The sequence below is a fragment of the Pedobacter metabolipauper genome (genome assembly GCF_004362715.1).
GTDB classification, from domain to species: Bacteria; Bacteroidota; Bacteroidia; order Sphingobacteriales; family Sphingobacteriaceae; genus Pedobacter; species Pedobacter metabolipauper.
This window is the reverse complement of the sequence record NZ_SNYC01000004.1, coordinates 75,249-94,134: the sequence shown is the minus strand read 5'-3', so window position 1 is coordinate 94,134 and position 18,886 is coordinate 75,249. Positions and strand designations below refer to the sequence as shown.

Here is an 18,886-nt window from a genome sequence, read left to right as displayed (position 1 = left end):
TACTAAAATCTCAATATCATGAGTACAGGAAATATGAATTTAACGCTTAAGATCTGGCGTCAGAAAAATAACAAGGCCAAAGGTAATTTGGTAGATTATAAAGTATCAGAGATCTCTCCTGATATGTCTTTCTTAGAAATGTTTGACGTGCTGAACGAAGATTTAATTTCTAAAGGCGATGAGCCTATTGTTTTTGATCACGATTGCAGGGAAGGGATCTGCGGTTCATGCTCTATGTTTATTAACGGCAGACCTCACGGACCTAAAGAAGGAATTACGACCTGTCAGCTGCACATGCGCTCATTTAAAGATGGCGATACCATTGTAGTTGAACCATGGAGAGCAAAGGCTTTTCCGGTAATTAAAGACTTAACAGTAGATCGTACTGCATTTGACCGGATCATTGCCTCTGGAGGATTTATTTCGGTAAATACGGGTAATGCGCAAGATGCCAATGCACTTCCAATTCCGAAAGTCCAGGCAGATTCTGCTTTTGAAGCAGCAGCGTGTATTGGTTGCGGGGCTTGTGTAGCTACCTGTAAAAATGCTTCAGCTATGTTATTCGTATCGGCAAAGATCTCTCAATTGGCACAATTGCCTCAGGGACAGCCGGAACGTTACCGTAGGGTTCAAAGCATGGTTGCACAGATGGATGCCGAAGGATTTGGAAATTGTACAAATACAGGAGCCTGTGAGGCTGAATGTCCTAAAGGCATTTCATTAGAGAACATTGCAAGAATGAACAGAGATTTTTATTCTGCAAAATTTGTATCTGAAGAAGATATTTAATAGATTTATCGAACGAGACAAGGGTATTAACTAAGAAACCCGGCTATTTAGCCGGGTTTTTTGGTGTCTTATGCCTTTTTATCGGTTAGTGTGAAACTTATTGGAATATTAAATTTTGTCCGTACAACTTCACCTTTATACTTTCCAGGGATCCACTTTGGTGATTTCTTTAATACGCGTACGGCTTCTTCGTCCGTTCCGGCACCTAGTTTTCTATCAATCTTAATATCGCTTAGGCTACCATCTGTTTCAACAACAAAGCTAACATAGACTTTTCCTTCGGTGTTGTTTTTAATGGCCATTGGAGGATATTTTAGATTTGTCCGCAGATACTCATAAAACCCATGTGTTCCCCCGGGAAAAGAGGGCTGCGAATCCAGTGCTACAAAATCATAAACTTTCGAAGTGTCTTTTGTTATCGGTTCCGGTATCTTTTCCGTAACTGTCATTGTATCAGAAGATACCGGTTCCTTTGGCTTGTCCGTGTTGGTACATGCGAATAGCGTGGCTGCAGTTAAGCAGCCAAAAATCATTAGCTTTTTCATATCAAATTTAGTTTTTAGTTGTTTTCCGAAGATCTTTTTATAGTTCCTAACCTGGTTACAATAAGGATTGCGCCATTTTTCCCTTCATCACCATAAAGGGCAACAGCTGATTTTTCTTGAAGCACATTTATGGACTCTATTTCCTTGTCACTAAGCATAGATAAGGCCGCTTCATTCTTTTTTTCACCATTGATCACATATACCGGTGGGTTCTTTACATACTGAGCCCGCTTTAAAAGCGTCAAATTAGTACCCATATATGCTGTTTTAACTGCATTTTGTTTAGCTGAAGCTTGTGATGTACCTGGCAGCTTTTTCTCTCCGCTGCTCAGGGAAAAACTTATTGGGATATTGTATTTAACCCGTACTGTTCTTCCATTCTGGATCCCAGGAATCCATTTTGGGGATTTTTTAAGTACCCTTACTGCTTCTTCATCTGTTCCGCCACCCAATCTGCGGTCAACTTTAATATCGGTAAGCGCACCATCTCTTTCTACTACAAAAGATAAGTATACTTTGCCCTGAATGTTGGCCTCTTGAGCCATTATCGGGTACTTAACTGTATTCTTTAAATATTCATAGAATTTCGTAACCCCACCCGGAAAGGAGGGTTGTGTTTCCAGGCTTACAAACTCATATACCCTTTCATCCTCCTGATTAGCGGACTTTTTAAAGGCTATAATGTTTATCGGATTTAATGTTTTGTATCCTTTAAGTTCTATAGCTGCTTCGTTCTGAATCGGTGTATTTACCCCATCTAATCTGAAAGAAACCAGCATGGAATAATCCCCATCATTCAGACTTTCAAAATTTTTATAAGAAAGTATGGTCCTGATTACTTCTGTATCGCAGTCTGATCCCAATGATTTTGCCACAATGCCAAGACCTTCTATATCGCCATCTTTGATGCTGAATTTAATTTGGCTATTGCCCTGAACACTAGCTGTAAAGGCTTCATCTGGATATTTTATGTTGCTTTGTAAAAAGCTGTAAAATCCGGTTAAATCTGCATCGGGATTACCTTTAACCTCTGTTTGCCGGACATCGGTTTTGATGTCTGGATTCTTTATTTCTTTTACTGCCACTGGAATGGTCTGCTGTACCACTTCAATAACAGCATCCTTTACCAGTGTTAGGGGGCGGTCTAGCGGAATTTCACCGGCCATAGCCTGGATATTTTCATTATTGCGGATCGTAGCAGATGACATGACCAGGGTTGTGGCAAAAAGGGGTACGAATAAGCCATATTTAAGAATGGCTGTTTTAGTTGATCTTTCCTTGTATAACATCTTAATCCTTTTCTTTACCAATGATTTGGTAAAGAAGCTGTTTGTCAAAGTGCTTGGTGCTATACCAAATGCACTGCTCAATAGCAATAATGCATACTGTTCCTTATCGCCCTGAAATTTGGCCGCCTCTTCATCGGCAAGGTACTCGTGGATGTTCTTTACCGTAAGCTTGTATAGGTAGGTAATAGGGTTAAACCAGGTGATGATACCCAATACCTCAAAGAATAGAACATCCAGCGTGTGGAGTTGTCTGGAGTGGATCTCCTCATGCCGTTGTATGGTTTGAAGTTGTGGAAGTTCCTGGTCAACAATCTTCTTATTGAAGAAAGAGAAAGCAGAACCCTTTACCTCATTTTTTAAAGAACCCTTTAAAAGGGAACCCTTAAAAAGAGAAGGTTCAAAGAGAGAACGTTCAAAAAGAGAGCGTTTAAAAATGATCTGAATGGAGACCAGCTGATAAATCAGCCGGGCTGTGAAAAACACTACACCCAAAAGATAAAGCATAACAATGACGTTCCCGAGATTAAAAGAACTTTCGGATTCCCTGGCTATCGCTACCTGTGTTACGAATTGATTCAGCTGATCAACTCCAATATACACAGTTTGCGCCACCGGCTGCTTGGTAAACCATTCAAATCTTAAAAAGGGAATGGCCAGAGAAAGCATCCCGGCAGATACCAGGTAAATACGGTTCAGGATAAAGTACGTTTCCTTGTCCAGCAATAACTTATAAAAGCCATAAAATACAACTAAGTATATATTGACTTGCAGAATGTAGTGTGCCCAACTCATTTCGGTCTGTTTTTGATTTTATTGATCATTTTAAGAATCTCATCTACATCGCTCAGATCCAGTTTCTCCTCTTTAACAAAGAAAGAGAACATACTTTCTACTGAATTTTCAAAATAGCTGCCCAACAGTTTCTCGGTAGCATGACGCTTATAATCTTCCCTGCTAATCAAAGGGTGGTACTGGTGTGCTTTGCCAAATGCTTCATGGCCAATAAATCCTTTAACCTCCAGTATTCTTATGATGGTAGATACCGTATTGTATGCAGGTTTAGGTTCTGGTAAGAAATCCATTACATCTTTAACGAACCCCTTTTCTATTTGCCATACAATCTGCATGATCTGTTCTTCCGCTTTTGTTAAATCTTTTATTTCCATATCCATGTTTATTATTTACTAATCCGGTTATATTGTTTGCGCACTCATAACTAAGATAGTAGTATAAACTTAAAACTAATATTTTAGTTTTCAAAGTTTTATTTCATATATTTTTCTTGAAGAAGAAAAAAGGGCTTTTAAACAACGAATCCCCGGCATTTCGCAGAGGATTCGTTGTTTAAAACTAAAACTTACGGTTTAGGTGTTTCCGGAGCTTTTGGAAGTTCCTTTCTTGGAATCTGTGCCGTACGCTCTGAGGTATTGTACACAAAAGCTGCTACAATGGTAGCTGCTCTTTTAAGATCCTCTTCTACAAGGCGGTCAAAAGTATCCTGGTTGGTATGGTGTGTACGGGTATTGTAATCCATTGGGTCCTGGATAAACTGAAAACCCGGTATACCTACTGCATCAAATGCCTGGTGATCTGTTCCCCCGGTATTGTTAATGGTAACAGTTTTAGCACCTATGTCGTTAAACGGGGTTAACCATTCTTTAAAAATCGGCCCTGCCTCGGCATTGCCCTGCAGGTAAATTCCCCGGATAGCGCCTGTACCATTGTCCAGGTTGTAATAGGCACTTACCTTTTTATGGTCTTTAGTAAGGATCATTGTTTTTGGATCAGCAAAATGTTTGGCTACATAGTTTTTTGATCCATATAAACCTTGTTCCTCAGAACTCCACAGCGCAATTCTAATGGTTCTTTTTGGTTTAAAATCTATAGCTTTTAAGATACGCATCACTTCCATCATCACTGCAGATCCGGCAGCGTTGTCCGTTGCCCCCGTTGCAGAGTGCCACGAATCATAATGGCCACCGATCATTACAATTTCATCTTTCAATTTTTTATCCGTTCCAGGTATTTCAGCGATCACATTATATCCGTCCGGATCCTGATCATAGAATGATGTTTTTATATCGGCCTCAACCTCTACTTTTTCTCCGGCACGCAATAAGCGAAGAATGTGCAAAAAATCTTCCGGAGAAACTTCAAGCTCAGGAGATACTGGTTTTGCATCCAGTGCATATGAAGCACCGTTGCTGGTAAAGAAAGTACCATGATTACCCCTTGCATAGGTTAGGATTAGGCCTACTTTTTCTTCCAGGAGCATGGTGTTCATTGCTGCACGCACTTCTCTCATTTTCATCATTTGTGCCATCACATTGTTATTGCCTGCCGGTCTTCCTGGCCGCTGTGCTGCCGGTGTTGCCTGCTCCATCTTTGCTAATGTAGAATCCGGATGTTTAACGGCGTCAGGTTTGTAAGTAGTTACCAATGGCTGAAGTGTAACCTGGTCAAATAATACGATTTTTCCGGCAAGCTTGCCTTTATACTTATCCAGGTCAGTTATGGTATCCGCTTTAATTAAAATTACTTCAGATTTAATTGGCCCGTTTGTACCTGGGGTCCATGCTTTTGGGGATGCGATAATGGCATGATAAAATGGAAGTGTTGTAGCGGCATAATATTTATCAACCTGCCATCCTTTCCCAAATTTACCCCAGGCTTCCAGCTGCACATTTTTTAAACCCCAGTCGGTAAGTTGTTTAACTGCCCAGTTTTGTGCTCTTTTTAAACCCGGTGAATTGGACAAACGCGGGCCAGCAACATCAGTGATCTGAAAGGCAATATCCATTACTTTTGATTTTTCCAGCCCCTCGGTGCGTATTTTTTGCATTGCTGCCGGATCTACTTTTTCTTGTGCAAGCACAGAAAAACAGATCGCGATCGCTAGCATAGTGATTGTAAATTTTTTCATCATATAATTTAGGTTAAGCTATTATAACTCAATTTACATTTTATGATAAATAAAAGAGGTATCCTCCCAATATTTTTACAAGGATAGACCGGCAAAATTTTTAATCAAAGAAAATGGCGGTATCAAACCGCCATATCTAACTATTAACTAAAACTAAATGGGTTATTTGACGCTTTTACGCGCTACAATAAAGTAACCAACTGTAAATAATACAACTGCGTAAATTAAGCTGGTATAGATTTCCTGGGTAAAAATCTCCGGGGTGCCTTTTCCCTTTGCCATAGTGAGCGCCATCGAAGGATGACTATATGGAACGGTATAGGCATATTCCCATCCCTTAGTATACAAGATGATGCCCATAATTATACCTATAAAGCCAATGCCCATAGGCTTCAGAAAGTCTGACCAGATCAGGCTGATAATAAATTGAACGGATAATATACCCAAAGAAGATAAGAACAGCTTCAAATATAATTTGGATAGGATCTCTATCGGTGAATATTCATTGAATTTTAGCCCCTTCACCAATACCTGCAGTAAGTTTCCGAACAGATAGGTTAATGACGCAAATAAAAACAAGCAGCAAAATATCAGAAGCACTGCATAAAGATACTTTGCTGCATAGATAGAGAGTTTATTTAGCGGTTGTGCGAAGAGTGTTTTCCAGGTATCGTTCTTGTGTTCAATATTATTTACAGAAAAAGCCATAAAGATGACGTAAAATGGAAGGATCAGCATGCCCATCACACCAAGAGCGCCACCGCTATAGTTCATCCACAATACCATGCCCGGGTAGTTCATCTTCAGGATCTTTTCCGAGTTGGTATAAAAGCCAAAGGTAATCAGGCCGCAGATTACAACGGGTAATAAGATGGCCGCCCAAAAGGCAAGTGTTTTTCTCGATTTATAAAATTCGGATTGCAGGGATATCAATAAAGAGCGCATATTAGTTGTTTTTTGTAATGTCTAAGAATAAGTGTTCCAGATCTTTTCTGATTTGGTAAATGCTGGTTACTATAAAGCCATTTTGTACCAGCAGTGTATTTATTTTACCATTCTCTTCTGCAGATTTGAACAGCAGACTGATTTTATTTTCTGTTGTTGCAATCAGTTCATAGCCATTTTCAGTTAATAGCGATGCGGCCTGTGCTGCATTCTGAACTTCAATTTCCAGAGTAGGCTTACTCAGATCATGAAGCTCATTGATGGTTCCCTGAAATAATAGTTTTCCTTTATTAATGATGCCAACATGCGAGGCGATACGTTCAATTTCACTCAATAGGTGGCTCGATACCAAAATGGTCTTGCCATGTTTGCTGGCCAGATCTATCATCAGGTTACGGATCTCAATGATGCCGTTAGGATCTAAACCGTTCGTTGGCTCATCCAGTAACAGCAGTTCCGGATCAGACAGCAAGGCCAGGGCTATACCCAAACGTTGTTTCATTCCCAATGAATACTTTCCTGCCTTTTTATTAGCCGCATCACTAAGACCAACCAGTTCTAGCAGGTCTGTTGATTTTGCTTTGTCTATGTTGAGCAGCATGCACCTGTTAACCAGGTTTTCCCTACCAGTCATGTGTGCATAGATAGCTGGTTGTTCTACAAGTGCACCAAGGCGCTTTAAGCTTGCTATTCTATTTGAGTTGATTTCTTTACCAAAGAGAAATACGGTGTCTTTAGGAGATTTCAGAAGATTAAGGAGAATTTTTATAGACGTTGTTTTACCTGCACCATTTGGCCCAAGAAAACCATAAATACTTCCTTTCTTAACTTTTAAAGACAAATCGTCTACTACCTTTTGTGTGCCAAAATAGTAGTTTAACCCGCGGGTCTCAATGATTAGATCGCTCATATATTAGTTAGAGAATGGGTTGCTGATTTTGATCGTGGCCGCTTTTGCTGCAACAGAAGATTTTAAAGCAACTTCTTCATTCTGAGTTGTGGTATTACTTGTAGTTATTGTTAATAACATCATGATAAAAACAGGAACCAATAAAAGTAAAAATGGCGATACGTTTGTTAACCTTTTCATAATCGTTTTGTTTTGATGAAACAAATAGAATAAATTTAAAAATGCTGCTAAAATCTTTTAGACCAAGGCCATTTTATTATAGATCAACGCCAGAATAGAACTGCTTTATAATTTAGCGGTTTATTTGTCAATTTCGTAGAAAAAAAATGCCAGTTCGTCGAAAGTCAACCACGGTAACCATTAGATTTTTTTACTTTGTACGTATGCAATATTTGTTGAGAACTGCTAGATGAAGAATAAAGGTGCCTTTATAGTACATTTTATATTTTGGTTATTAATGGCCATCGTTAACCTGCTTGGAGTTGATCTAAAGATGACGATGTACGAGCAAATGGTGAGATTTGGCTATTTTGCAATTATAAACATTTCCATCTTTTACATTAACTATACCCTGCTCATCCCTTTACTGGTTAAGGAACAAAAAAAGTACGGTCTGTACATGTTGTCCATTTTCCTGCTAATTGTAATCATGGGCGTAATCAAAACATTTCTGGCGGCTTTAAACCCTGAAATTGTTTTAACACATATCAGTGAAAGTACCGAGAAAGTATATTATACAAAAATAGGCAAGTTCGCATTGGTCACTATTTTTACCTCAGGTTTCTTTATTGTGGTCAGTTCGCTGATTAAATTTGCGGTAGACTGGTTTGGAAATGAAAGCGTACAGCGCAACCTGGTTAGCGAAAAAAAGGAGATGGAACTCCAGTTTCTGAAGTCGCAGCTTAACCCTCATTTTCTGTTCAACTCCCTTAACAATATCTATTCACTGGCGTATCAGAAATCAGATAAAACACCAGATGCGATCTTAAAGTTATCAGAGATCATGCGGTATATGATCTATGAAAGTAATGACAGCTGGGTGTCCTTAAGTAAGGAGATCGAATACGTTCAAAGCTTTATTGAGCTTCAGAAACTGCGGTTTAAAGATGGTGCCGCTGTTGAGTTTAGTCTGAATGGCGAAATTGATGATCAGCAGATCGTCCCGTTGATCCTCATCTCTTTTGTAGAAAATGCATTTAAGCATGGTGTTGCCAATGATCCTGAAAATCCAATCCGGATCAATATCATCGCCAATCAAAAGATCCTGCATTTTAGTGTAACCAATAAAAAGAATAAATCGAATAAAGACCAGATGGGGGGCGTAGGCTTATATAATGTAGAACGAAGACTACAGTTACTTTATCCCGAAAGGTATAAATTAAATATCGTAAATTCGGAAACCCATTATACCAGTGAATTAATGCTTGATATATGATAAAGTTAAAATGTATTGCGGTTGATGATGAGCCGCTGGCACTAGATATTATTGAAGATTATGTTTCTAAGGTGCCTTTTCTGGAACTCGTTAAACGAACAGAAAATGCCATCGAGGCACTTCAGCTGGTACAGGCGGGTGGTATAGATCTTGTGTTTTTAGACATCCAGATGCCAGAGCTTACCGGAATCCAGTTCCTGAAGATCGCGAATGGAAAGGCCAGTTACATTCTTACTACAGCATATTCCCAATATGCATTGGAAAGTTATGACCTCAATGTATCAGATTACTTATTAAAACCTATTGCTTTTGACCGTTTTTATAAAGCAGTAGAAAAAGTTCATAACCAGCAGACTAAAGCTGCAGAAGCTGTTCCAACCCCTCAGCCCGTAGTTACATCAGCTCCATTTTCTGCTGCAGCCCACCCCATTCAGGATTTTATCTTTGTAAAAACGGAACATAAGATTCAGAAGATCCAACTGGATGATATCCTTTATATAGAAGGTTTAAAAGATTATATCTCTATTTTTACAAAAGCAGAGCGGATCATAACCTTACAAAATATGAAGAAGATGGAAGAGACATTGCCTCAGGGACAATTTATCCGGGTTCATAAATCATACATCATTTCGCTGGATAAAATTGAAAGCATCGAGCGCAGCAGGATCTCTATCCATGGCAAAGTGATCCCAATAGGGGATACCTACCGGGATGAGTTCTTTAAGCACATTGATAATAAAAATATCTAAGGTACAATCACCTGGTTTAGCTGAACACGGATTGCATTTTCTGCCTCCAAAACAATATCTTCCGGTTTTTTTGCATCAGGCTCTACAGGGCATAAGACCGTCCAGCGTAAACGCTCGCCAAAGCTTAACGGATAGTTTCCATACTGTACAATCTTCCAGGAATTTTCAATGGCAACGGGAACGATCAATGCATTAGGAACCGCCTTTAAAAGCGTTGCAATGCCACCAATCTGAAAGGTTTTCAGCTTCCCGTCCTTAGAACGTGTTCCTTCCGGAAAGATCACGGTAGACCAGTTGTTCTCTTTCATCCTTCTGCCCAGCTTTATAATTTCAGAAATAGCCTGTTTGCTGTCTTTTCTGTCAATATTTGCACCACCGCCATATTTCAGGTTAAAGGAAATTGAAGGGATCCCTTTCGTAAGCTCTATTTTAGAAATGAACTTTGCATGGTACTTTCTTAAAAACCAGATCAGGGCCGGAATATCGTACATGCTCTGGTGGTTAGCAATAAAGATGATTGGCCGGTTTACCGGAAGTTCCTGGTCATTTACAAAGGTAACGGATGAGCCCAGGGCGAGGTCACAGTACGTAAGAAAGAAATTAAGAATATCAACAGACACCTTATGTGCCTTATATCCAAAAAAACGATAGCAAATCCATTGAACTGGCTGAAAAATAACCAGCGTAAGAAAAAACAAAAAGTAAAAGACAGGGCTAAATATATAGCCTAAAAACTTGTTCATAGTGATTGATAAAAGCGTACAATATTACTTAATTTGCTTATAAATTTCCTTCTTGTAAAAGAATCTTAGTTCTTAAAATAGCAGCAACACTCATGCTATCGGTAATTTGGCCATGAATAACCATTTGATAAACTTCTTCAAACGGAAGTTTTCTAAGCATTAACTGTTCTGTTTCTTCAGGTTCTGCAATACCCATGCTCAGATCTTTCGCAATGTAAACAATCGCAAGCTCATCGCTTACGGAGTTAGAGAGGTGCATCCGCTGAATCTCAATCCATGTGCTGGCTGTTAAACCGGTTTCTTCTAACAACTCACGTTTTGCACTTTCTAAAGGCTCAGCATCAAGAGGCCCCCCACCCTCAGGTATTTCCCAGCTGTATGCATTTAGTGGAAATCTGTACTGACCAACAAGCCAGGTATTAAGATCATGGTCTAATGGGAGTATGCCAATGGCATAATTTTTAAAGTGTACCACACCATAAATTCCTTTGCCGCCAGATGGGTTGATCACATTATGCTCTGTAAGCCCAATCCAATTGTTATCATAAACTTGTTTGCTGTCAACCGTTTCCCAGGGATTGATGTTTTCCATGGTGCAATATAACAAAATTCTAATTTCAGATTAATTATGGCTTAGGTGGCGGCGGTATTTTGTTAACCCTGGTAAACCGGTAGTTTAAACTCAGTGTAACGTTACTGGAATTACTGGCCCAGTAATTTTGAGCTATAAAGTTAGTGCCCTGATTGGTAGAAAAGTTAGTGCGTTTTCCGAAAGGGTCATTGATACTTACCCTCGCACTTAACTTGTTCTTCATAAAAACCTTTCTGGCACCCATCCATGTAGTCATAGAACCTTTACTTCTGCCTTGTGCATTCGTAATGTTGGCATAATTAACATTACCTTCAAAAGCTGTTTTAAAGGGAAGTTCCATAGACATTCCAAAGCGGGCCCTTAAACTTGAGCCAGTCCTGCTTAACGAGCTGTTTAAGGAGGATGTATAGTCATCCTGGCTAAAGCTAACATTCGCATTTGATGAGATGGTCTTAGTAGGCCGGTAATTGCCGTTAAGAATCAATACATAGGTTTTGTAGGCTCCGATATTGTCATAAGTAGTTTCTGATATTCCCGTTTCAAAAACGGTGCGGTAACGCTCAATTACGCCTTTACTGGTAGAGTAGGATAAACGCGGGGTAAATGACCACCGTTGTCCGTAGGTAGCAAAACTTAGCTCTACCTGTTGTACATAAGCGGGTGACAAGTCTGGATTTCCAAAAGATATGTTTAATGGGTCGTTATTGTTAATCTGGGGGTTTAGCGCATTTTCCCTTGGCCGGTTAACCCGCACGCTATAAGCAGCACCAACCGTATATTTTTTATTGAACTGCCGGTTCACAGAGAAATTTGGAAATAAACTGAGATACGGATCAATATGATACATGTCTTCAGCAGAAAGGTCAAAGTTAACAGCGGTTAGTTCAGCTCTTAATCCGGCCTTTGCACTCCATTCTTTTCCTCTTAAATTGTAAGCAGCATATCCCGCAAAGATATTTTCATAATAAAGAAACTCATTGCTCAGGTTGTCATTAATGACATATTGCTGTGTGATATAATCAAAATTCTGACTTAGCTGATCGTTGTTGTTTTTACGGTAATTGAACTTAATACCCAATTCGATCTGGTCTCTTTTTTTAAAAACAGGCTTGTCATAATCAGCATTAAGATTAAGCCCGTTATTGCTGATCTCATTGTTGTTTTCCTGAAGTGACGACCTAAAGGTTTCCGGCAAAAAGTAATCCCTGTTCAGTAAGCGCTGCCGCTCGTCCTGGTTATCATTATAGGTAATACCCAAGCTAAGTTTACCACCTGTGGTATCTGTTTTTATGCTGTAGTCTACATCAAAAACAAAATTGTGGTTATTACCGTCAGAGGTATTGGATTGATTTCTTAATCTTCTTTTGTCCAGGTCCCCGTCAATATTCTCAATGAGATCCTCATCTAAATAGTGATAATCCGTTCCGGAATTACTAGTGCTGCTGTTGGTATTAAAGTTTGTAGATAAACGCAGGTTTTGTGCCTTGCTAATGTCCCAGTCAAAAGCCAGTCTAACATTACCGCCGTTTCCGAGGTTCTCACTATTGCCATAATTATCGTGATAATAAGTGGTGTCTGTAAAGAAGTTCTCCCGGTAATTGTGATTTTCATTTTTCCCGATCGTATAGTTATATGCCGCCCCGCCGTTGACTGAATAGTTCTTGCTCTTATAAGAAGCATTGGTATTCGTGTTGGTGTTTCCCTGCAATCCGGCAGTAATACCTGCATTGCCGCCAAAGCCGATCTTGAAACCTTTCTTCATCACAATGTTAATAATGCCCTCACCATCGCCTGAATATTTAGCAGGCGGATTGGTCATTACTTCAATCTTCTCTATCGCGTCTGAAGGTAAAACATTAAGCAGGTCGCCAATATTGGAGGTCATATAATCTGATGGCTTTCCATCTATAAAGATCCGTGTGCTCCTTTTGCCGGATATAGATGCTTTTCCATCCATATCAATCTCAACCATCGGCACATTTTTCAGTACATCACTTGCGGTACTCCCTTCGGCAAGGATAGATTTCTCAACGTTGTAGGTAATCATATCCGATGAGAATTGGATCACGGGCTTGTCTGCCGAGATGGTAACCTCACCCAGGTTATTCTGATCGCTGCTTAGCTTTAGGGTGCCCAGATTTTTTTCAGGGATCTCCGTGGTAATCACAACTTGGTTTACGGTAAGTGTAGTAAAACCAATGTAACTGACCTTGAGCGTGTATGACCCAGGCTTTAAATTGCTGAATTTAAAGATGCCGTTCTCATCCGTAGGCGTGGTGAGCAGGGGCTGTTCAGAACCCGGTAAATAGATGGCAACAACTGCAGAGGGGATGGAGAGCGCTCCAACCTGCTCAACAACCTTTCCTGTGATGATTCCTTTTTCCAGTGCCATGGCACCTAAAGAGATCAGAACAAAGAAAAGGCTGATGATAAGGGTTTTCATGGTTTCATGCCGGGTATATTAAAATGATTCTTCATCAGACCGCATTTCCTGCTGATCTGGTTTTTTACCTTTTTTAGGACCGAAGTCGCTTTTACCAAAACGATAAGAATAGGTTAAGTTAGCCATAGTACCCTGCATCATCCTTCTAAAATCAACAATGGTATTATTGGCTTCGGTAGTCATACTCCATCTGCGTGAATTAAACACGTCCCTGATGTTCAGGCTTAAAGAAGATTTTTTGTTCTTAAAATCATATTTTGCACCTGCATCCAAACCGAACATGGCATTTCTCTTACCCTGTGCCATTACTTCTGCTGCACGGTAATCTGCTTTCACCTGTAAAGTTACCGCATAAGGTAACACAAAATTATTTGTTAAGTTGGCATTCCAGCTAAAGCCAGAATTTTCAACGATCCCAAATGCAGGAACACCCTCAATTTTACTTTGATATAAATTTACGTTTCCGGTAAAGTTCCATGGTTTGGCAACATCTACACGGGCAATCAGTTCCAATCCGCTGGACAGGTTCTTGGTTAAGTTTTGCGGGGTAGTTATGGTAATTCCGTTTTCATCAGGCTCAGTTCTTACCCGTTGAATCACATCATTGGTTTGTCTAACATAAACACTTGAAGTCAGCGTTACTTTAGTCCAGTATTTGCTATAGCCCAACTCAAAAGCGTGAACATCCTCTGGTTTCAGGTTCGGGTTACCACGACGGTAGTTTAACGGATCAGATACATCCAGGAATGGATTGGTATCCCATCCTCTCGGACGGTTAACCCTTCTGCTGTAACTGGCCTGTATTTGTTGCTCTCCGGCAAATTTCTGGGTTAAAAACACACTTGGGTATAAACGGGTATAGTCAACTTTACCAGGAGAATAAACCAATTGATTGGCCTCATAAACACCCAGACGGGTATTTAAAGCAGCATCTTCAGCCCTTAAGCCCAACTGGTAACCAAAGTTGTTAATTTGGTTCTGGTAGTTCAGATACAAGGCATGAACCTCATCCTTACTGTTAAACTCATTGGTTAATGCATAATTTACGTCGTAATTGCCGGTAATGTTATTGAAGTTGTCAGATAACGTGCTGTTTTCTGAGAAGCGGATCTGGCTGCGGTAACCGGCTTCAATTTTTCCAACCTTTCCAACCGGAAGTGTGTAGTCGGCTTGTATGTTATAGTTTCTGTTAAAACCAGTACCATCGTTACGTTGTATGTCAGGCAGGTTATTTACATCATTACCATCAATATTGTAGATGTAGGTATTGTAGATCTGATAGTTGTCATTGTCACCTTCAGAGAAACTAAAATTAAAGGTAAGTTCTTCCTTTGGTTTTTTGAATTTCTGGCTAAAGTCAAGGTTCAGGTCGTAGCTGCCACCGGTACCAATATTTGAATTGTTCCTGCGGCTTAATTCCAATGGATTACTTTGCTGCCCAAGTTTATCAATGCTCAGCAATTCGTTCCTGTCGTTATCTCTGATGTTAAAACCCCCTGAGAAACTCAAAACGCTCTTTTCTGCCAGGTAATAATCAATCCCAGCTTTTACATTGTGACCTTTATCCAAAGATTTTGAATCTGTATTTTGATTGGCAAAAACAGTTGGAAATGTACTGTTCAGGTACGTAATGTTACTGTAACCTCCACCGGGACGGTTACCATAACGGTAGCTGTAATTACCAAAGATATTAACCTTACTATTCTGGAAACTTAGGTTTGTATTGGCGTTGTAACTATCCCTGTTGCCTGCAGTAAGCGCAACAGAACCATTAAAGCCAAGCTTCTTGTTTTTCTTCAAAACAATATTGATGATACCCGATTGGCCTTCAGCATCATATTTAGCAGATGGATTGGTAATTAGTTCCACACTTTCTATAGAACTTGCCGGGATAGATTGAAGGATCTGGGCTACATTACCGCCAGCAATCAGTGATGGTTTTCCATCAATCAGCACCCGAACACCACTTGATCCCCTTAAGCTTACATTCCCTTCTATATCTGTTTGAACAGAAGGAACATTTTGAAGCAGGTCAGAAGCAGATCCGCCTTCACTTACCAAACTTTGGTCCACAGAGAAGATCTTTTTATCGATCCCCATTTGGATCGTGCTTTTTGGTGCACTGATGGTTACCTCATTCAGTGCAGTTCCTTTTGCACCTTTCATTTTAATGGTTCCAAAATTTACTTCTTTTTGAGTAGCGGTGATAGAAACAGAGTCTCTAACCATGGTTTGAAAGCCTACATAACTTATTTTAAAGCTAAACACACCGATAGGTAAACCTGTCATAACCAGGTTTCCATTGGCATCAGTCTGGGCACCTTTAACAACCGCTTTTGTTTTACGGTCAATTAGTATGGCATTGGCAAAGGGTATAGTTTCATTATTTTGGGCATCAACAACCTTGGCCGTAATTTTGCCTTCGGCAGTTGTTTGTGCATTAAGTTTTACAGTTGTAATACAAATGGCAAGCGTTAAAAACAGTACTTTGTACACGTTATTCTTCATCTCGAATTCTTCTTTTTTTATTAATTTATAATGGATTGACAAAGGAACGGCCAGGAAGTTTAATAATGGAGGCCGTAACTATTTTATTACAGCTAAATATGATCAATTACAGTAATATTTTTGTTAACGACGGAATAAGCTATGAAGCTTATCGTCTTTTGGTAAATGAGCTTTTATCTGAGCACAAAACCACAGGTACAGACCATTCTGATGCGATGGTACATTATTCTAAAATGAATGTACAGCGGATGAACAGGGTAGATAAAACCGTACAGCTTAATGAGTTGCTTCTGGGTGTATTGTCCGGGATTAAAAGGAGCTATCGTTTTCTGGTCATCTCAGAAGGGTGGTGTGGAGATGCTGCCCAGATCGTGCCTGTGTTTAATAAGATCGCTGCAGATTTTCCGGAACAGTTTGAACTTAAGCTGGTATTAAGAGATCAGAACTTGCCGCTTATTGACGCACATCTAACAAACGGTGGGAGGGCAATTCCGGTACTGCTGGTATTAGATGCTGAAGGTAACCTAATGTACCAGTGGGGGCCAAGACCGCAGGTATTACAGCATCTTCTTGCAGAATGGAAAAAAGAAAGTACAGATATGATGGAGATTGCTGAAAAGGTTCATGGCTGGTACGCTAAAGACAGAACGCAAAGCACGCAGGAAGAACTTACTCAATTATTAGGTCAGCTCGGTTAAGCTATAAAACAATAATTACAGAAGCGCCTAATCTACAGAAACGGTTAACCCTTCCTGTTGTAATATTTTACGGTAAACTTCCATTTCAGTGAATGATCCTTCCAGAACAGCACACTTGCCTTTGTTATGTACTTCCCATGCAATTTTCTCAGCCTGGTTTTCTGAATAATCCAGATATTTCATCATGCAGTGGATCACATGGTCAAAAGTATTTACATCATCGTTCCAAAGTATTAAACGGTGAACGGTTTTTAATGAAGTCAGGATCTCTTCTAATGTAAATGTTTCTTCTTTTGTTTCTGTAGACATTTTACAAAAATAAGCTAATTTCAAAATAATGTTGTAGTTAAAGTTATTTTTGCCTAAAATTAATATTAAAACACCAAATATATGCAGCGTTCAAAAATCGCCGGTATCGGTTACTACGTTCCAAAAAATGTTTACACCAATAACGATCTCTCGCGTTTCATGGACACCAATGATGAATGGATCCAGGAAAGAACGGGAATTAAAGAACGCCGTTTTGCAGACAGGTTAGAAGAAACCACCACCACCATGGGTGTAGAAGCTGCTAAAATAGCTATTGAACGTGCAGGGATCACCGCACAGGACATTGATTTTATTGTTTTTGCAACGTTAAGCCCTGATTATTATTTTCCTGGCTGCGGGGTATTGCTGCAGCGTGAAATGAAAATGAAGGAGGTAGGGGCCCTTGATATCCGTAACCAGTGTTCCGGATTTATTTATGCCTTGTCTGTAGCAGACCAGTTCATTAAAACAGGTATGTATAAGAATATTCTGGTTGTGGGCAGTGAGAAACATTCATTTGCAATGGATTTTGAAACAAGAAGCCGGAATGTATCTGTCATATTTGGAGACGGGGCTGGTGCAGTTGTATTGCAGGCGGCACAAAATGAAGACCAGGGAATTTTAAGCACCCATTTGCATAGCGATGGCTCAGAAGCAGAGATTCTCGCTATGTTCTATCCGGGCTCTCATGCCAACAAGTGGTTAAAGGATAAACCTGCCTATCCGGATCAGGAATTAGGCGGTTTATTTATGACAACCGAACAATTAGAAGGAGGCGCTGCATTGCCTTACATGGATGGACCAGCGGTCTTTAAGAAAGCGGTTGTTAAGTTTCCGGAAGTCATTAAGGAAGCATTAACGGCAAATAACCTGACTGAAAAAGATATCGATTTGCTGGTTCCTCACCAGGCCAATCTCCGCATCAGTCAGTATGTGCAGCAATTGCTTGGTCTGGAAGACGACAAAGTATTTAACAATATCCAAAAATATGGCAATACTACGGCAGCATCTGTTCCTATTGCGTTGTGCGAGGCATGGGAAGCCGGCAAGATCAAGGAAGGCGACCTGGTTTGCCTGGCCGCTTTTGGATCTGGGTTTACCTGGGCAAGCGCACTGATCAGGTGGTAGGCTAACTGCCTTTAGCTGATCTTGTTAATTGCTCAAAAGCATCCCACATTTCATTAGGGATTGCTTCCAGGCCATTAAACTGACCAGCACCCTGCAACCATTCTCCACCATCAATGGTAATTACCTCCCCGTTGATGTAGCCGGCAAAGTCGCTGATCAAAAATGCAGCAAGGTTTGCAAGTTCCTGGTGCTCACCAACACGTTTTAATGGAACACGGTTTTTGAAGTCAAACTTTTCAGCAAGATCACCAGGCAGCAACCGTTCCCACGCTCCTTTGGTTGGGAATGGTCCGGGAGCTATCGCATTGGTGCGGATCCCATATTTGCCCCATTCTACAGCCAGAGAGCGGGTCATGGCCAATACACCACCCTTTGCGCAGGCAGAAGGTACTACATAAGCAGATCCGGTAAAGGCATAAGTTGTTACAATATTTAAAATACTGGCAGGTTGTTTTTCTTTGATCCAGTGTTTTCCAAAGGCCAGTGTACAGTTCACCGAGCCTTTTAACACAATGTCAATAATGGAAGAAAATGCATTGGCAGACAGGCGCTCTGTGGGTGAGATAAAGTTTCCTGCTGCATTATTCAGTAATCCATCTACCTTTCCAAAGGTTTTTATGCTTTCTGCAAGTACCTGCTCTACCTGTTCATATTCACGAACATCGCAGGCAAGCGCCAATACTTTACCGCCAGTTGCCTGCTCCATTTCTGAAGCTGTCTTCTGCAGTACATCCAGCTTACGGCTGGTGATCACCAGGTTTGCACCCAACTGCAGAAAATAAGTACCCATTGCCTTCCCAAGTCCTGTACCGCCACCGGTAATGACTATAGTTTTTCCTTTTAAGGCATCATCTCTTAACATTGGCTCATTAAACATGAC

The 18,886-nt window shown here is 40.3% G+C and carries 18 protein-coding genes; 5 read left to right on the top strand and 13 right to left on the bottom strand.

Annotated features, from left to right (window positions below):
* Window positions 1-18 precede the first annotated feature (18 nt).
* On the top strand, window positions 19-789 hold the full coding sequence (locus tag ATK78_RS06995; RefSeq protein ID WP_133575385.1) for a succinate dehydrogenase/fumarate reductase iron-sulfur subunit: 771 nt from the start codon (window positions 19-21) through the stop codon (window positions 787-789).
* A 68-nt stretch (window positions 790-857) separates the two neighbouring features.
* Here the strand turns inward: ATK78_RS06995 and ATK78_RS06990 are convergent, their stop codons facing one another.
* From ATK78_RS06990 to ATK78_RS22725, 7 genes are all read right to left on the bottom strand, one after another.
* Window positions 858-1,334, bottom strand: coding sequence for an energy transducer TonB (locus tag ATK78_RS06990; protein WP_133575384.1), 477 nt, complete (start codon window positions 1,332-1,334; stop codon window positions 858-860).
* A 14-nt stretch (window positions 1,335-1,348) separates the two neighbouring features.
* Window positions 1,349-3,415: a M56 family metallopeptidase gene (locus tag ATK78_RS06985; protein WP_133575383.1), complete on the bottom strand. Its 2,067-nt coding sequence runs from the start codon at window positions 3,413-3,415 to the stop codon at window positions 1,349-1,351.
* Window positions 3,412-3,789, bottom strand: coding sequence for a BlaI/MecI/CopY family transcriptional regulator (locus ATK78_RS06980; protein WP_133575382.1), 378 nt, complete (start codon window positions 3,787-3,789; stop codon window positions 3,412-3,414). Before ATK78_RS06980 ends, ATK78_RS06985 begins: the two co-directional genes overlap by 4 nt.
* Window positions 3,790-3,980: 191 nt before the next feature.
* On the bottom strand, window positions 3,981-5,549 hold the full coding sequence (locus tag ATK78_RS06975; RefSeq protein ID WP_243732466.1) for a M28 family metallopeptidase: 1,569 nt from the start codon (window positions 5,547-5,549) through the stop codon (window positions 3,981-3,983).
* 159 nt (window positions 5,550-5,708) lie between these two features.
* Window positions 5,709-6,491 carry an ABC transporter permease gene (locus ATK78_RS06970; RefSeq protein WP_133575381.1) on the bottom strand — a complete coding sequence of 261 codons (783 nt, stop codon included), beginning with the start codon at window positions 6,489-6,491 and terminating at the stop codon, window positions 5,709-5,711.
* Window position 6,492: 1 nt separating this feature from the next.
* Window positions 6,493-7,401, bottom strand: coding sequence for an ABC transporter ATP-binding protein (locus ATK78_RS06965; protein WP_133575380.1), 909 nt, complete (start codon window positions 7,399-7,401; stop codon window positions 6,493-6,495).
* 3 nt (window positions 7,402-7,404) lie between these two features.
* On the bottom strand, window positions 7,405-7,581 hold the full coding sequence (locus tag ATK78_RS22725) for a hypothetical protein (RefSeq protein ID WP_166664846.1): 177 nt from the start codon (window positions 7,579-7,581) through the stop codon (window positions 7,405-7,407).
* 229 nt (window positions 7,582-7,810) lie between these two features.
* Between ATK78_RS22725 and ATK78_RS06960 the strand changes: the two genes are divergently transcribed.
* On the top strand, window positions 7,811-8,836 hold the full coding sequence (locus ATK78_RS06960; protein WP_133575379.1) for a sensor histidine kinase: 1,026 nt from the start codon (window positions 7,811-7,813) through the stop codon (window positions 8,834-8,836).
* A complete protein-coding gene (locus ATK78_RS06955) occupies window positions 8,833-9,585 on the top strand; it encodes a LytR/AlgR family response regulator transcription factor (RefSeq protein WP_133575378.1) in 753 nt (250 codons plus the stop codon). The genes ATK78_RS06960 and ATK78_RS06955 overlap by 4 nt, the downstream gene beginning before the upstream one ends.
* Here ATK78_RS06955 and ATK78_RS06950 read toward each other — a convergent pair.
* From ATK78_RS06950 to ATK78_RS06935, 4 genes are read right to left on the bottom strand one after another with little or no spacing between them, the layout of a single operon-like run.
* Window positions 9,582-10,328 carry a lysophospholipid acyltransferase family protein gene (locus tag ATK78_RS06950; RefSeq protein ID WP_133575377.1) on the bottom strand — a complete coding sequence of 249 codons (747 nt, stop codon included), beginning with the start codon at window positions 10,326-10,328 and terminating at the stop codon, window positions 9,582-9,584. The genes ATK78_RS06955 and ATK78_RS06950 overlap by 4 nt on opposite strands.
* 37 nt (window positions 10,329-10,365) lie before the next feature.
* Complete coding sequence (locus tag ATK78_RS06945) at window positions 10,366-10,920, bottom strand: NUDIX domain-containing protein (protein WP_133575376.1); 555 nt, start codon at window positions 10,918-10,920, stop codon at window positions 10,366-10,368.
* Between the two features lie 34 nt (window positions 10,921-10,954).
* Window positions 10,955-13,363, bottom strand: coding sequence for an outer membrane beta-barrel protein (locus ATK78_RS06940; RefSeq protein ID WP_133575375.1), 2,409 nt, complete (start codon window positions 13,361-13,363; stop codon window positions 10,955-10,957).
* Window positions 13,364-13,381: 18 nt separating this feature from the next.
* Window positions 13,382-15,871, bottom strand: a complete 2,490-nt coding sequence (locus tag ATK78_RS06935) for an outer membrane beta-barrel family protein (RefSeq protein ID WP_133575374.1) — start codon at window positions 15,869-15,871, stop codon at window positions 13,382-13,384.
* Between the two features lie 98 nt (window positions 15,872-15,969).
* On the opposite strand from ATK78_RS06935, the gene ATK78_RS06930 reads away from it, so the two are divergent.
* Complete coding sequence (locus ATK78_RS06930; RefSeq protein ID WP_133575373.1) at window positions 15,970-16,569, top strand: thioredoxin family protein; 600 nt, start codon at window positions 15,970-15,972, stop codon at window positions 16,567-16,569.
* Between the two features lie 27 nt (window positions 16,570-16,596).
* On the opposite strand, the gene ATK78_RS06925 is transcribed toward ATK78_RS06930, so the two are convergent.
* On the bottom strand, window positions 16,597-16,878 hold the full coding sequence (locus ATK78_RS06925; RefSeq protein WP_133575372.1) for an ATP-dependent Clp protease adaptor ClpS: 282 nt from the start codon (window positions 16,876-16,878) through the stop codon (window positions 16,597-16,599).
* Window positions 16,879-16,959: 81 nt separating this feature from the next.
* Between ATK78_RS06925 and ATK78_RS06920 the strand changes: the two genes are divergently transcribed.
* Window positions 16,960-18,006, top strand: a complete 1,047-nt coding sequence (locus ATK78_RS06920) for a 3-oxoacyl-ACP synthase III family protein (protein WP_133575371.1) — start codon at window positions 16,960-16,962, stop codon at window positions 18,004-18,006.
* Window position 18,007: 1 nt separating this feature from the next.
* Here the strand turns inward: ATK78_RS06920 and ATK78_RS06915 are convergent, their stop codons facing one another.
* Window positions 18,008-18,883, bottom strand: coding sequence for an SDR family oxidoreductase (locus tag ATK78_RS06915; protein ID WP_133575370.1), 876 nt, complete (start codon window positions 18,881-18,883; stop codon window positions 18,008-18,010).
* Window positions 18,884-18,886: the final 3 nt, after the last annotated feature.

Coding starts and splice junctions, on each gene's coding strand:
- ATK78_RS06995 (WP_133575385.1), top strand. CDS start 19: ATGAGTACAGGAAATATGAATTTAACGCTTAAGATCTGGCGTCAGAAA.
- ATK78_RS06990 (WP_133575384.1), bottom strand. CDS start 1,334: ATGAAAAAGCTAATGATTTTTGGCTGCTTAACTGCAGCCACGCTATTC.
- ATK78_RS06985 (WP_133575383.1), bottom strand. CDS start 3,415: ATGAGTTGGGCACACTACATTCTGCAAGTCAATATATACTTAGTTGTA.
- ATK78_RS06980 (WP_133575382.1), bottom strand. CDS start 3,789: ATGGAAATAAAAGATTTAACAAAAGCGGAAGAACAGATCATGCAGATT.
- ATK78_RS06975 (WP_243732466.1), bottom strand. CDS start 5,549: ATGATGAAAAAATTTACAATCACTATGCTAGCGATCGCGATCTGTTTT.
- ATK78_RS06970 (WP_133575381.1), bottom strand. CDS start 6,491: ATGCGCTCTTTATTGATATCCCTGCAATCCGAATTTTATAAATCGAGA.
- ATK78_RS06965 (WP_133575380.1), bottom strand. CDS start 7,401: ATGAGCGATCTAATCATTGAGACCCGCGGGTTAAACTACTATTTTGGC.
- ATK78_RS22725 (WP_166664846.1), bottom strand. CDS start 7,581: ATGAAAAGGTTAACAAACGTATCGCCATTTTTACTTTTATTGGTTCCT.
- ATK78_RS06960 (WP_133575379.1), top strand. CDS start 7,811: ATGAAGAATAAAGGTGCCTTTATAGTACATTTTATATTTTGGTTATTA.
- ATK78_RS06955 (WP_133575378.1), top strand. CDS start 8,833: ATGATAAAGTTAAAATGTATTGCGGTTGATGATGAGCCGCTGGCACTA.
- ATK78_RS06950 (WP_133575377.1), bottom strand. CDS start 10,328: ATGAACAAGTTTTTAGGCTATATATTTAGCCCTGTCTTTTACTTTTTG.
- ATK78_RS06945 (WP_133575376.1), bottom strand. CDS start 10,920: ATGGAAAACATCAATCCCTGGGAAACGGTTGACAGCAAACAAGTTTAT.
- ATK78_RS06940 (WP_133575375.1), bottom strand. CDS start 13,363: ATGAAAACCCTTATCATCAGCCTTTTCTTTGTTCTGATCTCTTTAGGT.
- ATK78_RS06935 (WP_133575374.1), bottom strand. CDS start 15,871: ATGAAGAATAACGTGTACAAAGTACTGTTTTTAACGCTTGCCATTTGT.
- ATK78_RS06930 (WP_133575373.1), top strand. CDS start 15,970: ATGATCAATTACAGTAATATTTTTGTTAACGACGGAATAAGCTATGAA.
- ATK78_RS06925 (WP_133575372.1), bottom strand. CDS start 16,878: ATGTCTACAGAAACAAAAGAAGAAACATTTACATTAGAAGAGATCCTG.
- ATK78_RS06920 (WP_133575371.1), top strand. CDS start 16,960: ATGCAGCGTTCAAAAATCGCCGGTATCGGTTACTACGTTCCAAAAAAT.
- ATK78_RS06915 (WP_133575370.1), bottom strand. CDS start 18,883: ATGTTTAATGAGCCAATGTTAAGAGATGATGCCTTAAAAGGAAAAACT.